The organism is Polynucleobacter sp. AP-Latsch-80-C2 (assembly GCF_018882185.1).
Classification (GTDB): domain Bacteria; phylum Pseudomonadota; class Gammaproteobacteria; order Burkholderiales; family Burkholderiaceae; genus Polynucleobacter.
Map to the genome: position 1 here is coordinate 58,283 of NZ_JACVOY010000009.1, position 18,043 is coordinate 76,325.

Consider the following 18,043-nt stretch of genomic DNA (forward strand, 5'->3'; position numbering starts at 1 on the left):
TCCATGACTCAAATAACAAATCACATTCCTCAATTTCGCATTGGACAGGGCTATGACGTGCACGCACTTGTCCATGAGCGTAAGCTGATATTGGGTGGCGTACATGTCCCTTATGAAAAGGGACTTCTAGGGCATTCTGATGCAGATGCGTTGCTTCATGCCTTAACCGATGCGTTATTGGGTGCCGCTGGATTAAATGACATCGGTCAGCTATTTCCAGATACAGATCCCCAATTTAAAGATATGGATAGTCGAATCTTGCTACGAGCAGCTCTGCAAAAAGTACAGGCTGCTGGTTTCCAGATTGGAAACGTGGATGCAACCATTATTTGCCAGAAGCCAAAATTGGCAGAGTACTTGCCAGAGATGGTTAAAAACATTGCTGCAGATCTATCCGTCACCGCTAGTCATGTGAACTTAAAAGCAAAGACAAACGAATCTCTGGGGCATTTAGGTCGGGGAGAGGGTGTTGCGGTTCATGCAGTAGCCTTGCTATATAAAGCTTAAGCAAGATTTGATAATTATTTCTAGAGAAGAGTGGAGCAATTGATGGCACAGCCAATTGAGCAGGGCGCATTAGCGCAATTATTTACCGAGGCGAGATCACATAATTCCTGGCAATCAAAGCCCGTTAGTGATGAGCAATTAAAGCAAATTTATGAGGTTTTTAAATTTGCACCAACTTCAGTCAATTGCAATCCAGTAAAAATTCTCTTTGTGAAGAGCCCAGTCGAAAAAGCGCGTTTGGTAGATTGCGTCAATCCTGGAAATGTGGATAAAACGCGTAATGCTCCTGTCACTGCCATTATTGGCATGGATTTAGACTTTTATGAAAATTTGCCAAGCCTATTTCCCCATGTGGATGCCAAAAGCTGGTTTGTGGGCAAAGAAGGATTTATCGAATCAACGGCTTTTCGCAACTCTAGCTTGCAGGGGGCTTATTTAATTATGGCGGTGAGGGCGCTTGGCTTAGATTGTGGAGCCATGAGCGGCTTTGATGCGGATAAGGTGAATGCTGAGTTTTTCCCAAATGGCAGAGTAAAAGTGAACTTTTTACTCAATATTGGCTATGGCGATAGCGCTAGCCTGATGCCACGTCACCCCCGTCCATCCTTTGATGAGGCCTGCAAGATCCTCTAAAGCCCTAAGCATTGTAGAATTACGGTCTTTAGAGTGAAGTTTAAGCTTGGCAGTGTTTGCGGATATCGCGAGGATGGCGAAATTGGTAGACGCACCAGGTTTAGGTCCTGACGCCAGAAATGGTGTGGGGGTTCGAGTCCCCCTCCTCGCACCACAAGATTACTACTTGGCTTGGACTTCACATATCCTGATCTTCAATTAAGAGACGAGAATGGCTGTGCAAATAGAAAATTTAGGTTCTTTGGACCGCAGAATGACTTTGGAATTCGCTCGCGCTGATTTGGCTAAAGCACGTGAAGCTCGCTTAGCAAAAGTTGGCAAGACGATGAAAATGGCTGGATTTCGTCCAGGTAAGGTGCCAAAGAATTTAGTAGAAAAGCAGCACGGCATGCAAGTGGATTTCGAACTACAGTTCGATAAAGCTGCTGAACTCTTTTATGAGCAAAGTCAAAAAGAAGGACTTGCATTAGCAGGTCAACCACGTCTCGAGCCTAAGAGTGAATTAAATGCAGATAAAGTTGTTTTCGATGCGTTCTTTGAAGTTCTGCCAGAAGTCAAGATTGGCGATCTTAGTGGCGCTGAAGTGACTCGATATACAACGGATATTGGTGATGCAGAAATTGATCGCGCGTTAGACGTTTTGCGTAAGCAACAGGTTCACTATCATCCTCGTGGCCAAGCTGGCGCTCATGGTGATGGCGGTGCAAATATTGCTGCCCAAAATGGCGACCAGGCAGTAATCGATTTCGTTGGCAAGATTGACGGCGTTGAATTTGCTGGTGGTAAAGCAGAAAACTTTGAATATGTTTTAGGCGAAGGCCGCATGCTTCCTGAGTTCGAAGCTGCTACCTTGGGTTTAAAGGCTGGCGAGAGCAAATCTTTCCCGTTAAGCTTTCCTGCTGACTACCATGGTAAAGATGTTGCCGGTAAAACTGCAGAATTTACGATTACTGTGAAATCAGTTAATTGGCCGCATATGCCTGCTGTTGATGATGCTTTTGCATTGTCCTTGGGTGTCACTGAAGGCGGCGTTGCAAAAATGCGTGAAGAAGTAAAAGAAAATCTAGATCGCGAAGTAAAACGTCGTATTTCTTCATTGCTCAAAAACGAAGTCATGGAGAAGCTCAATTCATTATGTGAGTTTGATGCTCCTAAGTCTCTTGTAGCTTCTGAGCAAGAACGTTTGGTTGAAGGTGCCCGTCAAGACTTGATGCAGCGTGGCGTTCCAAATGCTAAGGATGCTCCTATTCCTCCGGAAATTTTCGCTGAGCAAGCGCTCAAGCGTGTTCGTTTGGGTTTAATCCTGAGTGAGCTGGTTAAAAAGAATAATTTGGCTGCTACTGCTGACCAAATCAAGGCTGAGATTGATGAGCAGGCTGCTACCTACGAAGATCCTAAAGAAGTTGTACGCTGGTTCTATAGCAATCCAAGTCGCTTAAAAGATATTGAGAACTTGGTGCTTGAAGACAATGTTATTAAGTACTTCACTTCACTTGCCAAGGTCAGCGATAAGCCGATAAGCTTTGAAGAATTAAGCAAGCTGAATTAATCCGTATTGTTGCCAACCATTACTTTATAAAGGCTTTCATCATGAATCATTTTCAATCTGAAAATTTAGAACCCAAGGGACTGGGTTTGGTTCCAATGGTGATTGAAACCTCTGGACGAGGTGAGCGTGCTTACGACATTTACTCGCGCCTCTTAAGGGAGCGCGTTGTTTTCTTGGTTGGTGAAGTCAACGATCAGACTGCCAATTTGGTAATTGCACAGCTCCTCTTTTTGGAAAGCGAAAATCCAGATAAAGAAATTTCTCTTTATATCAATTCTCCTGGTGGCTCTGTATCGGCGGGCTTGGCGATTTATGACACTATGCAATTTATTAAGCCACATGTTAGTACTTTGTGTATGGGTATGGCTGCCAGCATGGGTGCATTCTTATTGTGCGCAGGCGAAAAGGGCAAGCGTTATGCATTGCCAAATTCTCGCGTCATGATTCATCAGCCGTTAGGTGGAGCCCGTGGTCAGGCCTCAGATATTGAAATTCAAGCCCGTGAAATTTTGTATTTGCGCGAGCGCCTCAATAAGATCTTGGCTGATCGCACTGGTCAATCTATTGAAACTATTGCAAAAGATACGGATCGCGACAACTTTATGTCTGCTGATCAAGCGCGTGAATATGGCTTGATTGATAAAGTGATTGATAAGCGTCCTTAATTTATTCAAAAGAACTATAGGCAATCAACTTGAGCGATTCCAGCACAACTAATTCTGCAGACAAGGTTTTATATTGCTCGTTTTGTGGCAAGAGCCAGCATGAAGTTAAAAAACTGATTGCTGGTCCGTCTGTGTTTATTTGTGATGAGTGTATTGATCTTTGCACCGACATTATTCAAGAAGAGATTGCTAAACTGCCAAAAGAAGAGGGTGATGATGCACTACCGACGCCTCATCAGATTAGAGAAAATTTAGATCAATATGTGATTGGTCAAGATCATGCCAAGAAGACTCTTGCCGTAGCGGTCTACAACCATTACAAGCGTTTGCAATATTTGCCAAAACCGAAGAAGCAAAAGTTAGACAAGGATGGCAAACCGGTTGAGACGAGCGACAAGAAAGAATCAAAGTTACCCGCTAAAGCAATGGTTGATGGCGTTGAGTTGGCTAAGAGCAATATATTGCTGATTGGGCCAACTGGTTCCGGTAAAACGTTGTTAGCGCAAACCTTAGCTCGTATGCTCGATGTGCCATTTGTCATGGCGGATGCCACAACCTTGACAGAGGCTGGTTATGTTGGCGAGGACGTAGAGAACATCATTCAAAAGCTTTTGCAGGCCTGCGATTACAACGTTGAAAAAGCACAGCGTGGCATCGTGTATATCGATGAGATTGATAAGATTTCCAGAAAATCTGATAATCCCTCAATTACCCGCGACGTATCTGGCGAAGGTGTCCAGCAGGCTCTGTTGAAGTTGGTTGAGGGAACGATGGCTTCTGTACCTCCACAAGGTGGGCGCAAGCATCCTAATCAAGATTTTTTACAGGTTGATACAACCAATATCCTATTCATTTGTGGTGGCGCTTTTGATGGCTTGGAAAAGGTCATTCAGCAACGTACGGCAAAAACCGGTATTGGCTTTAATGCCTCTGTACCCGGTAAAGACGATAGGGGTGTAAGCGATCTTCTGATCGAGGTTGAGCCAGAGGATCTGATTAAGTTTGGATTAATCCCAGAGCTGATTGGTCGTTTACCGGTTGTGGCAACACTTGCGCAATTGGATGAGACGGCATTGATTCAAATTCTGACCGAGCCTAAAAATGCCCTGGTAAAGCAATATCAAGCATTGCTGACCATGGAAGGCGCTGAACTAGAGGTTCGTGAAGCTGCTTTATCTGCCATTGCCAAGAAGGCCATTGCACGTAAAACTGGAGCGCGCGGATTGAGGTCTATTCTTGAAGGCTCACTCACAGACGTCATGTATGACCTGCCATCATTAAAAAATGTGCAAAAGGTCGTAATAGACGAAAGCAGTATTGCGGAGGGAGGTAAGCCTTTGCTGGTCTATAAGCAGGGTGAAGAGTCGGATTTACCTAAAAAAGCCTAATTTCTAAGGGTTTTCTCTCTTTTTTGGGCATAAATGTCCATTTTTTGTACTTTTCCCCCTTGTTTTTTCAAAAGCGCCACCCATATAGGTAGTATGCTACTCATAAATAATGTCTCTATATAGTGGCTATGTCACTTTTGAAGACTGATGAGGATTGATTACTTTGGAGGATTTGCCTTATGCCTGGCCACTTATTACTACCCTCTGAACCCATTCAACTACCTTTACTCCCGCTACGGGACGTAGTTGTCTTCCCCCATATGGTGATTCCCTTATTTGTGGGGCGCCCTAAATCTATTAAAGCTCTAGAGGCAGCCATGGAAACGGGCAAAAATGTCCTTTTAGTGGCTCAAAAAGCAGCCGCCAAGGATGAGCCTGCTATTGAGGATCTCTATGAAGTTGGTTGTATTGCTAACATTCTTCAGATGCTCAAGTTGCCAGATGGCACTGTCAAAGTATTGGTTGAGGGTGTGCAGCGTGCTGAAGTTAGTCAGATTGAAGACAGCATGGGGTACTTTAATTGCGAGGCGACGCCAACAGCGATGAATGCGCTGGATGCTCACGAAACCGAAGCATTACGTCGCGCGATCATGGCTCAGTTTGATCAATACGTAAAGCTGAACAAGAAAGTCCCTCAAGAAATTTTGTCTTCTCTTGGCGGAATTGATGACCCAAGTCGTTTGGCAGATACCATCTGCGCACATTTACCAGTAAAGCTCGAGCAAAAGCAGCGCTTGTTAGAGATGACTGATGTTGTTCAGCGCTTGGAAAGCCTGTTGGCAGATCTCGAAAGTGAGATTGATATCTTGCAGGTTGAGAAGCGTATTCGTGGTCGCGTTAAACGCCAGATGGAAAAGAGCCAACGTGAATATTACCTGAATGAACAAGTGAAGGCAATTCAGAAAGAGCTCGGGGAAGGTGAAGAGGGTGCTGATTTAGAGGAACTTGAGAAGCGCATTAAAGCAGCGCGCATGCCCAAGGAGGCATTGAAAAAAGCAGAGTCTGAACTTAAAAAACTCAAACTCATGTCACCGATGTCGGCTGAAGCCACTGTCATTAGGAACTTTATTGATACCTTAGTAAATCTTCCATGGAAGAAAAAAACAAAGATCAATAACGACTTAACCAATGCAGAAAAAGTGTTGGATGAAGATCATTACGGCTTGGATAAGGTTAAAGAACGTATTCTGGAATATCTTGCTGTTCAGCAGCGCGTAGATCGCGTCAAGGCGCCTATTCTTTGCTTGGTGGGGCCTCCTGGTGTTGGTAAGACTTCTTTGGGTCAATCTATTGCTAGGGCAACCAATCGCAAATTTGTACGCATGGCCTTAGGTGGTGTACGCGACGAATCTGAGATCCGTGGCCATCGCCGCACTTACATTGGATCTATGCCGGGCAAGATCTTAACGAGCCTCACTAAGGTAGGTGTACGCAATCCTTTATTCCTGCTTGATGAGGTTGACAAAATGGGTATGGATTTCCGTGGGGATCCTGCTAGCGCTCTATTGGAGGTTTTGGATCCAGAGCAAAACCATACTTTTCAGGATCATTATGTAGAGGTTGATTTTGATTTGTCTGATGTAATGTTTGTTGCAACATCAAACTCTTTAAATATTCCTGGACCATTACTTGACCGCTTAGAGATTATTCGTTTGGCAGGCTATACCGAGGATGAAAAAACCAGTATCGCTATTAACTATCTGATTCCAAAGCAAATCAAAAATAATGGTTTAAAAAAGGATGAATTAAAAATTGAGGACAGTGCAGTTCGTAGCATGATCCGTTATTACACTCGTGAGGCTGGTGTCCGATCCCTTGAGCGTGAAATTAGCAAGATTTGTCGTAAGGTAGTTAAGTTATTGCTTCTCAAAAAAGAAGCTGCTCCCATTGTTGTCAATGCAGATAATCTTGAGAAATTCCTCTCAGTTCGTATGTATGACTTTGGTTTGGCCGGTAAAGAGAATCAAGTTGGTCAAGTCACCGGCTTAGCTTGGACCGAAGTTGGCGGAGATCTGCTAACGATTGAGGCAGCAGTGATGCCGGGTAAGGGCGTCATCACACGCACCGGTTCTATTGGTGATGTCATGAAAGAGTCCGTTGAAGCAGCTCGCACTGTTGTCAGATCTAGATCTCGACGTCTTGGAATTGCTGACGAATCTTTTGAAAAGAAGGACATTCATATTCACTTCCCGGATGGAGCTACACCCAAAGATGGTCCTTCAGCAGGCATTGCCATCACAACGGCTTTGGTTTCTGTTTTGACTGGCATTCCGATTCGTTCAGACGTTGCAATGACAGGTGAAATTACTTTGCGTGGTGAGGTATTGCCTATCGGTGGTCTCAAGGAGAAACTTTTAGCAGCCCATCGCGGTGGAATTAAGCTTGCTTTAATTCCAGAGGAGAATGCCAAGGATTTGATCGATATTCCTGACAATGTAAAAAATGCCATTGAGATTGTTCCGGTACGCTGGATCGATAAGGTGTTGGAACTAGCGTTAGAGCGTATGCCCGAAGCTTTACCGGATCCCACTCCAGAAGAATTGGCTAAGAAGGCTGCTGAAGCCAGCAAAGCCAATGAAAAGGTTTCCTCGAGCGAGGTGCTAAAGCATTAACAATTGTGGGGTTTACCGTCTTTTTTGATGCGCTCATTGATCAAAACTGACGGAATCCCACCTCTCTTTTTGCTATTAGGTTACAATCTCATCTGTAATATTTTGGGGCGCTTAGCTCAGCTGGTAGAGCGTCTGCCTTACACGCAGAATGTCGGGAGTTCGAGCCTCTCAGCGCCCACCAAATATTCACATCTCTTACGCCTGTTTCCTGGCAATCCCTAGTTACTTTCCAGCGTCCTAGTAAACTAGCGGGATTCATATTTAATACTAGCGAATCCATTCATGTTTGACACCATCCGTAAGCACCAGAAGTTGATGCAATTCGCATTAATGTTGGTTATTGTTCCTTCTTTCGCATTTTTTGGTATATCCAGCTATTCCGGTTTTTTGGATAAAGAAACCGACTTAGTGAAGGTCAATGGGAAACCAATTACAGCTCAAGAGGTAGAAGCAGCTGCTAAGCGTCAGGCAGAGCGTGCCGGTGGAAATATTCAAATTGCTCAAAGCCTACAATTTCGTCAGGCCGTATTAAATGAACTCTTACAACAACGTATTCTGGGATTTGCAGTAACAAACTTGCGTCTTCAGGTTGGTAAAGAGGCTTTGATTCAGAGTTTGCAAAATATCCCACAAATCAGAGCGCTCTATAGGCCTGATGGTGGTTTTGATGACGCCCGATTCAAGCAACTTCTCTCAAACAATGGTTTGAACGAAGAGCAGTTTTATGCAAGCCAAGCATTTGATTTAAAAATTAGCCAACTTCTGAATTCTGTTGCTAGAACTGAGTTAGCCAGCCCTAAAATTTCAGAAATTGTTTCTACGCTTTATGAGACTGAGCGACAGATTCAGGCTTTGCAATTTGATGCCAAAGATTACCTCTCAAAAGTAAATCCTACCCAGGAAGTACTTCAGGCATTTTATGAAGCAAATTCAAAACTATTTGTTAGTCCAGAATTCATTGATGTCGAATACCTTGTTCTGAAGGCAGATCCCAAAGAGGATGCTAAGGTTTTTAGTGAAAAGGCAGATCAATTTGCCAATCTTACTTATGACCAGTCCGATAGCCTGAAGCCAGCTGCTGATAAGTTGAAGTTGACTATTCAAACGCAAAAAGGACTTACAAGAGCGGGTACGAATTCCTCTAAAGATCACCCACTCGAAAATCCAAAAGTATTGCAGTCTCTATTTGGTGATGAGGCAGTAAAAAATAAACGTAATATTGAAGCTGTACAAACCTCGCCTGGTGTTTTTGTATCCGCTCGCGTGGTGATCTTCCATCCAGCGCAAACCCTGCCTTACAAGGAGGTTGCCTCTGAAGTAAAGCGTCAAGTTAGCCAGCGTTTAGCAGAAAAATTAGCGCTTGCTGCTGCATCCGATCGATACACCGCCTTGCAGAAGGATCCTAAGAGTACCGTTGGGTTCGCTAGCCCAGTGTGGATCTCTCGTAATAAGCCAGCCAATTTAATAGGCTCAGCCCTCGATGATGTGATGTCAACAAATCCTGATAAATTACCTGCTGTTGTTTCGGTTGCAATTCCCGGAGTTGGAGCCACCTTATACCGTGTTGATCAAGTCCGCCAGCCCGCTGGTAGTGATACTAAGATCCATAAGGCGCAAGCAGCACAAATACAGGCTTTAGCTGCCCAATCTGAGTTTGCCGGCTTTATGTCTTTCTGGCGAGATGCAGCTAGTGTCAAGACAATCAATCCTTTAAAACCAGCACCATCCGGTACTGGTAGTTAAATCTCTTTACTTGCTGGGATTAGTTTTTAACAAATATTGGTAGGGCCTCATGGCGCCCCGGACATTATTAAATAGTAGGGCTTGCGCCTTCTCATTCGGGTGAATATTGTCGGCCTGGAATAAGTCTCTTTGAGCGGCAAGTCCTTGCATAAAAAATGGTAGCAGCTCTATATTTTCCTGCTTTGCTAACTTTGGAAATATCTCTTTAAATCTTTTTGTATATTCCTGTCCATAGTTTGGAGGAATTTGAATCCCAAAAAGTAAAACCTTCGCTCCAGATTGTTTGCTCAATTGAATCATTTTGCGCAGATTCTTTTCGGTTTCATCAATCGAAAGTCCCCGTAATGCATCGTTTGCTCCAAGCTCTAACAATACTAGTGCGGGCTTTTTTTGTTGTAGCAGTGAAGGTAATCTTGTTAGCCCGCCTGAGGTCGTCTCACCGCTAATGCTGGCGTTAAATACAGACCAGGAGCTCCCTTGTTTTTGAAGCTGCTCCTCCAGAAGTCTTACCCAGCCAGAGCCACGAGTCAGGCCATATTCCGCTGATAGGCTGTCACCCATTACCAAGATAGTTGTACTAGCATGGACTGATGTGACAATGCTGAATAACAGGCAAAATAGACCTGCGGTAACTGATTTTCTGTATAAGAAGCCTTGCCAATAGTTTTTCATCATCTTTTTAGAATGCCTGCATCCATCCATATGAGCCACTTAGTAAAAGTTCTTAGTGCAAATCACCTTGGTAAAACCGTCACCACCAGTGATGGTGTATTAACTATTTTGCACGACATTTGTTTTGAGCTGCTCCAGGGTGAGAGTGTTGCCATTACCGGTTCATCTGGTTCGGGTAAGAGTACATTATTAAGCCTGTTGGCGGGGTTGGATACCCCAACGAGTGGAAATGTTCAGTTAATGGATCATGAACTCAGTCTTATGGATGAGGATGGTAGAGCCGCATTAAGATCGTTGCATGTGGGTTTTGTATTTCAATCGTTTCAGCTCCTGCCGCACCTTACTGCCCTTGAAAATGTGATGCTTCCAGCTGAGCTTAAGGGATCAACGAGCGCTAATGAAGATGCTAGATATTGGCTTGAAAAAGTAGGGCTATCAGACCGTTTAAAGCACTTTCCTAGAACACTTTCAGGAGGTGAGCAGCAACGGGTTGCATTGGCGCGCGCATTTATTAATCAGCCTGCCGTCTTATTTGCTGATGAGCCGACTGGTAGCCTTGATGAAGCCAGCGGGAATAGGGTGATTGACCTGCTTTTTGACCTAAATAGGGCCAATCATTCAACCTTAATTTTAGTCACCCACGATCCAGCCCTAGCCAGTCGGTGTCAGCGGCAGCTTCACCTTCAGGGCGGCCGATTGTTATAGGCAAAACCTTATAATCTAGGGATGTCATTTTTCCACTTTTTGCCCGGCGCTGACGCGCTTTCCCCATTCCGCCAACAAAGACTTTTGGCCTTATTAGTGGCACAAGGTATTGAGCTTGACTCTATTGAGGCTCAGTACATCCACTTCATCTGGTCTGATGCGCAGCTAAGCCCTCAGAATCAAGAAGTTCTTGCAAACTTGTTGACGTACGGTCAGCTCTTTATTTCAAAATTGCATCAAGGTAAATCATGGTTTGGCCTTGGGTCAGGTGATATGCAGGGCGCTATTGTGATCCCTCGCCTCGGGACCGTTTCCCCATGGGCAAGTAAGGCTACGGATATCGCTCAGCAATGTGGATTGGATATTCTGCGAATTGAACGTGGCATTCAGTTTGCCTGGAAGAGTAAAAAAGCTTTGAGTCCCCAGCAGTTGCAATTAGTTTTGGCTGCAGTTCATGATCGCATGACTGAAGTAGTGATTGATTCTATTGAATCTGCTAATGCTCTCTACCAAACTTTGGAGGATCGTCCCTTAAGCCGTATTCCGGTTCTTTCTGAGGGGCGTAGTGCTTTAGAAAAAGCCAATCAAGAATTAGGCTTAGCCCTATCTGATGATGAGGTCACTTATCTGGCAGAAAATTTTATCCGCCTTAGGCGCAATCCTAGCGATGTAGAACTCATCATGTTTGCGCAAGCCAACAGTGAACATTGTCGTCATAAGATTTTCAACTCCAGCTGGACAATTGATGGTGATGATCAAGAACGTTCCTTATTTGCCATGATTCGCAATACCCATCAGTTGCAGCCAGAGGGTACGATCGTTGCCTACTCCGACAACTCTGCCGTGATGGTGGGTTGTGAATCAGAAACCTGGGCACCTCAGGGTCCGCATCAACAATACGCGAAAGATACGCGTTTAGTCCATACCTTAATGAAGGTCGAGACACACAATCATCCAACAGCAATCGCTCCATTTCCTGGTGCCTCTACCGGTGCTGGCGGAGAAATTCGTGATGAGGGTGCCACTGGTATTGGTGGGCGTCCTAAAGCGGGCTTAACAGGCTTTTCTGTATCCAATCTCAACATCCCTGGAACTGACTTTCCATGGGAGTCTGAGAAATATGGCAAGCCCGAACGGATTGCTACACCGCTACAAATCATGATTGATGGGCCGCTAGGCGGAGCTGCTTTTAATAATGAATTTGGTAGGCCGATCTTAGGTGGATATTTCCGGGTCTTTGAGCAAACCCTAGACGGCACCCGTCGTGGATACCATAAGCCCATCATGATTGCCGGCGGTATCGGTAGCATCGACGCCATTCATACCGAGAAAAAAGCAATTCAATCTGGACACCTTTTAATTCAACTGGGTGGACCTGGTATGCGTATTGGTATGGGGGGTGCAACGGGCAGTTCTGTTGCCACCGGTACTAATACAGCGGACTTAGATTTCGATTCGGTCCAACGCGGTAATCCAGAAATGGAGCGACGTGCACAGGAAGTGATCAATGCCTGTCGCGCACTCGGTGAGAAAAATCCGATTGTGTCGATCCATGATGTTGGAGCTGGCGGACTTTCTAATGCTTTCCCTGAGCTCGCTGATGGAGCGGGTCTAGGGGCTAAATTTAAGCTGCGTAGTATTCCCCTTGAAGAGAGCGGCATGAGCCCTGCCGAGATCTGGTGCAACGAATCTCAAGAGCGCTATGTATTGGCAATCGAAGCCAAAGATCTAAATTTATTCAAATCTTTTTGTGAGCGAGAGCGCTGTCCATTTGCAGTAGTAGGTGAGGCAAGCAGTGAACGTCAATTACAGTTAGTTGATTCTAAGCAAGCCGAGGGTGTAGATGAAGCATTACCTATCGACATGCCGATGGAAGTATTGCTTGGTAAGCCTCCGCGTATGCATCGCGATGTTCAGCGCGTTCCCCAGAAATTTGTAGAGCTTGATGTGACGGATGCCGATCTTGCTCAATCGATTGCTTGGGTTCTACAACAACCTACTGTTGCTAGCAAATCATTCTTAATCACTATCGGCGATAGAACGGTTGGTGGTCTTAATGCTCGCGATCAATTTGTCGGACCATGGCAAGTACCAGTTGCAGACTGTGCTGTCACCTTAATGGATTACAAAGGTTACCGTGGTGAAGCAATGTCCATGGGCGAAAGAACTCCATTGGCTGTAATTGATGCTCCAGCTGCGGCCCGCATGGCTGTTGGTGAGGCGCTTACAAATTTATTGGCGGCAGATATTCGCCGGCTTGAGGGCGTGAAGTTATCTGCAAACTGGATGGCGGCTTGTGGAGCGCCCGGCGAAGATGCAAAGTTGTATGACTCAGTTAAGGCGGTTGGAATGGAATTGTGTCCCGCTTTAGGGATTTCAATTCCAGTGGGTAAAGATTCGTTGTCTATGGCGACTGAATGGCGCGATGAAGGGGATGCTAAAAAGGTGGTTTCACCTGTTTCACTCATCATATCTGCATTTTCTTCTGTACAAGATGTACGCAAGACGGCGACCCCATTACTGAAACTCAAAAATCAAGATGGATCTGCATTAGAAACAGAGTTAATTTTGATTGACTTGGGTCGCGGCAAGAATCGTATGGCTGGAAGTATTTTGGCTCAGGTTCTCGGTCAATCAGGCAAAGTTTCTCCTGACTTGGATCACCCAGAGGATCTTAAGTCCCTAGCTGCCGCCATTATTGAGCTTCGCCAAGAAAATAAATTACTCGCCTACCATGATCGTTCTGATGGTGGCTTGTTAGCTTGTGTTGCAGAAATGGCCTTCGCATCTCATACAGGTATTTCTATTAATGTCGACATGATTGCAGTCTATGCTGGTCATGAGCCAGACCATGGCGATGCTAAGAACTGGGCGCAACAAGTATCTGGCCTACGCCATGAGCAAACTATGCGCGCTTTATTTAATGAAGAGCTTGGAGCAGTTATTCAAGTTCGTAGAGAAGATCGTGATGCTGTTTTCGCAATTTTGCGTAAATTGAATCTAAGCGCCCATAGTCATGTCATTGGAAAACCAAACTCCAATGGTCGCATTGAGATCTGGCGTGATGCTAAAAATATCTTTGCAGAACCACGCGAAATCTTGCAGAAAATGTGGACCAATACCAGCTATCAAATAGCGCGTTTGCGTGATAACCCAGCATGTGCTGACTCTGAATTCGGTTTGCTGGATAACTTATCCGATCCTGGAATGTCCCCACAGTTGACATTTGATCCTGCGGACGATGTGGCAGCACCGTTTATTGCAAAGTCTTCTAGGCCAAAAGTAGCTATTTTGCGTGAGCAGGGTGTTAATTCCCACGTTGAAATGGCCTACGCCGTAAATTGGGCTGGCTTTGATAGTTTTGACGTTCATATGTCAGACCTACTGAGCGGTAAAGCAAAGTTAAATGATTTCCGCGGACTCATTGCTTGCGGCGGATTTAGTTATGGGGACGTCCTTGGCGCAGGCGAGGGTTGGGCTAAAACCATTCTCTTTAATCAACAGTTACGTGATCAATTCTCATCATTCTTTACTCGCCAAGATAGTTTTGCTCTAGGCGTATGCAATGGCTGTCAGATGATGAGCAATCTTGCAGGCATTATTCCGGGCGCAGAGGCTTGGCCTAAATTTACACGCAATCAATCTGAGCAATACGAAGCCCGCTTAGTGATGGCAGAGGTATTGCATTCACCCTCTATCTTTACTGAAGGCATGGAAGGTAGTCAACTGCCGATCGCAATTGCACATGGAGAGGGTTTTGCTAATTTCAGCCAACAGGGCAACCTTGATCAAATTACTAAGCAGGGATTGGCTGCAGTACGCTTCGTTGATCACCAGGGCAATCCGACCGAAACCTATCCGATGAATCCAAATGGATCTCCAGGTGGTTTAACCGGAGTGACAACTCCTGATGGACGTTTTACCGTGATGATGCCCCATCCCGAGCGCGTATTTAGATCTGCTCAGATGAGTTGGTGTCCTCCTGAGTGGCTAGAAATTCCAGATGGTGCTAGCCCCTGGTTACGTTTATTCCGTAATGCACATCGTTGGGCAAAATGATTCCTCATTGATGATGTTGATGGAGCCAGTAACCTTTTCAGAAAGTGGCGGTGTCCGTTACCTCCACTTTGGATCTGAGTTGATACAGGGGGCGATGCGTATTCGCGACCCTGATGAAATATATCTTGAATACAACCAACAAATGATGGCTTGGCTTTTGTTTTTAGAAACCAAGCCTGGCATGAAGATTGCGCAATTGGGTTTAGGAACCGGAGCATTGACGAAGTTCCAGCATCGTTATTGCCCGGCAGTCAAAACAACGGTTATTGAACTAAATCCTGCAGTGATTGTTGCTGCTAGATCTATGTTCTTTACTCCTAATGATGATCGTAGGCTTGAGACCCTGCAAATAGATGCTAAAACATTTGTTAATGCAAGCAAAAATAAGAAGCAGTTTGATGCAGTTCAGGTTGATTTATACGATGCAATTTGTGATGGCCCTGCAGCAAGCTCCTTAGATTTTTATAAAGGTTGTTATGACATTCTCAAGGAGCCTGGCGTGATGACAGTGAACTTGTTTTCACGTCATAAAAGCCTTGATATTAATCTCCAGAATATTTGCGAAGCTTTTGGTAACCGCGTTTTATTGTTTCCAGAGTCTCATGACTGCAATATTGTGGCAATTGCTTTCAAGGGCCCGAAATTAGAGGCTGAATGGAAGGATGTTTCTAAACGCGCCAAACTCATTTTAGAAAAGACCGGTCTACCTACCAACAAGTGGGTTTCGGGCATTAGTCGTGAAAATGCTCGGCAGGAAAATAAGCTTTCAATTTAAAAGTGTCTGATAACAATAAAAAAGGCGATCATCCGATCGCCTTTTTTAATCCCAGCTGGATGAGCTAGGTTTTGTTGCAATTACACAGTTACCGTATCTGCTACATCGCTAAATGATTTGATCTTATCAAAGCTCATGTATTTATAAACATCGCCAGCCTTAGCGTCGAGTGCTTTTACTTGTTCTAAGTACTCGCTCGGAGTTGGTAAGCGACCCAGGAGTGCGGCAACAGAGGCCAACTCAGCGGATGCCAAATAAACACGCGTATCGATACCTAAGCGGTTGGGGAAGTTTCGTGTAGAAGTTGATACTGCCGTAGAGCCCTTACGAATCTGCGCTTGATTACCCATGCAGAGAGAGCAGCCAGGGCTTTCCATACGAGCACCTGCGGCACCTAACATACCGTAATAACCTTCTTCCATGAGAACCATTGCATCCATCTTGGTTGGGGGAGCAACCCATAAACGGGTAGGCATATCTTTCTTACCTTGCAATACTTGCCCAGCTGCACGGAAATGACCAATGTTGGTCATGCATGAGCCAATAAAGACTTCATCAATCTTATCGCCCGCGACTTCAGATAATACTTTTACATCATCTGGGTCATTAGGACATGCAAGAATTGGTTCTTTAATCTCATCAATGTTGATTTCAATGATCTCAGCATAGTCAGCGTTCGCATCTGCTTTGAGAAGTTGTGGGTTTGCAATCCAAGCTTCCATGGCTTTGATGCGACGGCCTAGAGTGCGCTTATCTTCGTAACCATTTGCAATCATCCACTTCATGAGGGTGATATTGGATTGCATGTACTCAATAATCGGCTCTTTGTTCAGATGAACAGTACAACCACCTGCTGAACGCTCAGCAGAAGCATCAGACAACTCAAATGCCTGTTCAACCTTCAGATCAGGTAAGCCTTCGATTTCTAGGATGCGGCCAGAGAAAATATTCTTCTTGCCCTGTTTCTCAACAGTAAGCAAACCTTTCTTGATTGCGTATAAAGGGATTGCATTTACTAAGTCACGCAATGTAATGCCAGGCTGCATCTTGCCTTTAAAGCGAACCAGTACAGACTCAGGCATATCTAAAGGCATTACGCCGGTAGCCGCCGCAAAGGCAACCAAGCCTGAGCCAGCAGGGAAGGAGATTCCAATAGGGAAGCGAGTATGGCTATCGCCACCTGTACCGCAGGTATCCGGCAGAAGTAAACGGTTCAACCAGCTATGAATTACGCCATCACCTGGACGCAATGCCACGCCACCACGATTGGTCATGAATGGCGGCAATTCGTGTTGAGTGCGAATGTCTACTGGCTTTGGATAAGCAGAGGTATGGCAGAAAGACTGCATGACCAAATCAGAAGAGAAGCCTAAGCAAGCCAAGTCCTTTAATTCATCACGGGTCATTGGGCCAGTAGTATCTTGTGAGCCTACTGTAGTCATGTGTGGTTCACAGTAGGTTCCAGGGCGCACGCCTTGACCTTCTGGCAAGCCGCATGCGCGACCAACCATCTTCTGCGCCAAACTGAAACCTTTTTTGTTATCAGGCGGGCTTACTGGGAGGCGGAACTCAGTGGAAGCGGGCAGGCCAAGGGCTGCACGTGCTTTTGCTGTTAGGCCACGTCCAACGATCAATGGAATACGGCCGCCAGCACGAACTTCATCCAAGATCACAGGTGATTTCAGGGTAAAGCTGGTGATTTCGCTACCGTTTTTAAATACTTTTCCTTCGTATGGGCGTAATTCAATTTCATCGCCCATATTCATTTGGGATACATCCAATTCGATTGGCAATGCTCCAGAGTCTTCCATGGTATTGAAGAAGATTGGAGCAATGTTCGTACCCAGACAGACCCCGCCAAAACGCTTATTTGGTACAAATGGAATATCTTGTCCTGTCCACCAGAGAACAGAGTTGGTGGCAGATTTACGGGAGGATCCAGTACCAACAACGTCTCCTACATAAGCAATCTGATTGCCTTTTTTCTGGAGAGCAGCAATTTGCTTCATTGGGCCACGTACACCAGACTCATCTGGTTCGATGCCGGGACGTGGATTCTTGAGCATGATGGTGGCATGCAAAGGAATGTCCGGACGGCTCCATGCATCTGGTGCAGGTGAAAGGTCATCTGTATTGGTCTCGCCAGTAACCTTAAAGGCCGTGAGCTTCATGCTTTCTGGAACAGCAGGGCGGCTAGTAAACCACTCAGCATTAGCCCAGCTCTGCATTACAGTCTTGGCGTTAGCGTTCCCTTTTTCAGCAAGCTCCTGAACGTCATTGAAGTAATCAAACATCAAAAGCGTTTTCTTGAGGGCCTCAGCAGCAACAGGACCACATTCAGCATCCGTTAATAGCTCAACTAAGGGCTTGATGTTGTAACCACCGAGCATGGTGCCAAGCAATTCAGTTGCTTTAATGCGGGAAATTAAAGGGGATTTCTCAGTGCCTTTTGCAATGGCGTCTAAAAATTCTGCTTTTACCTTAGCTGCATCATCTACACCGGCAGGGACACGGTTCGTAATGAGTTCTACTAGCTCAGCTTCTTTTCCAGCTGGCGGGCTTTTTAATAACTTTACTAATTCAGCAGTCTGATCCTTGGTTAAAGGAAGGGCAGGAATTCCAAGGGCTGCACGTTCGGCGACTTGGGCGTTATAGGCTTCTAACATGGTGTTTCCTATGAGGTAAAAGTGATCAATAGAAAGGCCAAAAGGGTGTTTTCACCCAATTTCCTTAAT

Annotated in this window: 12 protein-coding genes and 2 tRNA genes; 12 read left to right on the forward strand and 2 right to left on the reverse strand. The window is 45.3% G+C overall.

Features of this window, described 5'->3' with window-relative positions; translation table 11 throughout:
• Positions 1 to 3 precede the first annotated feature (3 nt).
• The 9 genes from ispF to ICN47_RS10230 all read left to right on the forward strand — a co-directional run bounded on the left by ispF (position 4) and on the right by ICN47_RS10230 (position 9,097).
• Positions 4 to 507: a 2-C-methyl-D-erythritol 2,4-cyclodiphosphate synthase gene (ispF, locus tag ICN47_RS10190; RefSeq protein WP_216219831.1), complete on the forward strand. Its 504-nt coding sequence runs from the start codon at positions 4 to 6 to the stop codon at positions 505 to 507.
• A 42-nt stretch (positions 508 to 549) separates the two neighbouring features.
• Positions 550 to 1,140 carry a malonic semialdehyde reductase gene (locus tag ICN47_RS10195; RefSeq protein ID WP_216219832.1) on the forward strand — a complete coding sequence of 197 codons (591 nt, stop codon included), beginning with the start codon at positions 550 to 552 and terminating at the stop codon, positions 1,138 to 1,140.
• A gap of 67 nt (positions 1,141 to 1,207) precedes the next feature.
• Positions 1,208 to 1,294 (forward strand) — tRNA-Leu (locus ICN47_RS10200).
• A gap of 57 nt (positions 1,295 to 1,351) precedes the next feature.
• On the forward strand, positions 1,352 to 2,689 hold the full coding sequence (gene tig, locus ICN47_RS10205) for a trigger factor (RefSeq protein ID WP_216219833.1): 1,338 nt from the start codon (positions 1,352 to 1,354) through the stop codon (positions 2,687 to 2,689).
• A 41-nt stretch (positions 2,690 to 2,730) separates the two neighbouring features.
• Positions 2,731 to 3,354, forward strand: coding sequence for an ATP-dependent Clp endopeptidase proteolytic subunit ClpP (gene clpP, locus ICN47_RS10210; protein WP_216219834.1), 624 nt, complete (start codon positions 2,731 to 2,733; stop codon positions 3,352 to 3,354).
• A gap of 29 nt (positions 3,355 to 3,383) precedes the next feature.
• Positions 3,384 to 4,742, forward strand: a complete 1,359-nt coding sequence (gene clpX / locus ICN47_RS10215; protein ID WP_216219835.1) for an ATP-dependent Clp protease ATP-binding subunit ClpX — start codon at positions 3,384 to 3,386, stop codon at positions 4,740 to 4,742.
• 179 nt (positions 4,743 to 4,921) lie between these two features.
• Positions 4,922 to 7,354, forward strand: a complete 2,433-nt coding sequence (lon, locus tag ICN47_RS10220) for an endopeptidase La (protein WP_216219836.1) — start codon at positions 4,922 to 4,924, stop codon at positions 7,352 to 7,354.
• A gap of 105 nt (positions 7,355 to 7,459) precedes the next feature.
• A tRNA-Val gene (locus ICN47_RS10225) sits at positions 7,460 to 7,535 on the forward strand.
• Positions 7,536 to 7,636: 101 nt separating this feature from the next.
• On the forward strand, positions 7,637 to 9,097 hold the full coding sequence (locus tag ICN47_RS10230; RefSeq protein WP_216219837.1) for a peptidylprolyl isomerase: 1,461 nt from the start codon (positions 7,637 to 7,639) through the stop codon (positions 9,095 to 9,097).
• 6 nt (positions 9,098 to 9,103) lie between these two features.
• Here the strand turns inward: ICN47_RS10230 and ICN47_RS10235 are convergent, their stop codons facing one another.
• Entirely contained in the window at positions 9,104 to 9,799 is a 696-nt protein-coding gene (locus tag ICN47_RS10235; protein ID WP_255539001.1) for an arylesterase, read from the reverse strand.
• Between ICN47_RS10235 and ICN47_RS10240 the strand changes: the two genes are divergently transcribed.
• From ICN47_RS10240 to ICN47_RS10250, 3 genes are read left to right on the forward strand one after another with little or no spacing between them, the layout of a single operon-like run.
• Positions 9,800 to 10,474, forward strand: coding sequence for an ABC transporter ATP-binding protein (locus ICN47_RS10240; RefSeq protein WP_216219838.1), 675 nt, complete (start codon positions 9,800 to 9,802; stop codon positions 10,472 to 10,474). It begins immediately after the preceding gene.
• Between the two features lie 21 nt (positions 10,475 to 10,495).
• Entirely contained in the window at positions 10,496 to 14,533 is a 4,038-nt protein-coding gene (purL, locus tag ICN47_RS10245; protein WP_216219839.1) for a phosphoribosylformylglycinamidine synthase, read from the forward strand.
• Complete coding sequence (locus ICN47_RS10250) at positions 14,478 to 15,308, forward strand: spermidine synthase (protein WP_255538998.1); 831 nt, start codon at positions 14,478 to 14,480, stop codon at positions 15,306 to 15,308. Before purL ends, ICN47_RS10250 begins: the two co-directional genes overlap by 56 nt.
• Before the next feature lie 80 nt (positions 15,309 to 15,388).
• Here the strand turns inward: ICN47_RS10250 and ICN47_RS10255 are convergent, their stop codons facing one another.
• Entirely contained in the window at positions 15,389 to 17,974 is a 2,586-nt protein-coding gene (locus tag ICN47_RS10255) for a bifunctional aconitate hydratase 2/2-methylisocitrate dehydratase (RefSeq protein ID WP_216219840.1), read from the reverse strand.
• Positions 17,975 to 18,043: the final 69 nt, after the last annotated feature.

What these genes read in the sequence shown, in the direction of transcription:
- ICN47_RS10235 (WP_255539001.1), bottom strand. Translation starts at nt 9,799, where the DNA reads ATGGATGGATGCAGGCATTCTAAAAAGATGATGAAAAACTATTGGCAA.
- ICN47_RS10240 (WP_216219838.1), top strand. Translation starts at nt 9,800, where the DNA reads ATGAGCCACTTAGTAAAAGTTCTTAGTGCAAATCACCTTGGTAAAACC.
- clpP (WP_216219834.1), top strand. Translation starts at nt 2,731, where the DNA reads ATGAATCATTTTCAATCTGAAAATTTAGAACCCAAGGGACTGGGTTTG.
- lon (WP_216219836.1), top strand. Translation starts at nt 4,922, where the DNA reads ATGCCTGGCCACTTATTACTACCCTCTGAACCCATTCAACTACCTTTA.
- tig (WP_216219833.1), top strand. Translation starts at nt 1,352, where the DNA reads ATGGCTGTGCAAATAGAAAATTTAGGTTCTTTGGACCGCAGAATGACT.
- purL (WP_216219839.1), top strand. Translation starts at nt 10,496, where the DNA reads ATGTCATTTTTCCACTTTTTGCCCGGCGCTGACGCGCTTTCCCCATTC.
- ICN47_RS10255 (WP_216219840.1), bottom strand. Translation starts at nt 17,974, where the DNA reads ATGTTAGAAGCCTATAACGCCCAAGTCGCCGAACGTGCAGCCCTTGGA.
- ICN47_RS10230 (WP_216219837.1), top strand. Translation starts at nt 7,637, where the DNA reads ATGTTTGACACCATCCGTAAGCACCAGAAGTTGATGCAATTCGCATTA.
- ICN47_RS10250 (WP_255538998.1), top strand. Translation starts at nt 14,478, where the DNA reads ATGGTGCTAGCCCCTGGTTACGTTTATTCCGTAATGCACATCGTTGGG.
- ispF (WP_216219831.1), top strand. Translation starts at nt 4, where the DNA reads ATGACTCAAATAACAAATCACATTCCTCAATTTCGCATTGGACAGGGC.
- ICN47_RS10195 (WP_216219832.1), top strand. Translation starts at nt 550, where the DNA reads ATGGCACAGCCAATTGAGCAGGGCGCATTAGCGCAATTATTTACCGAG.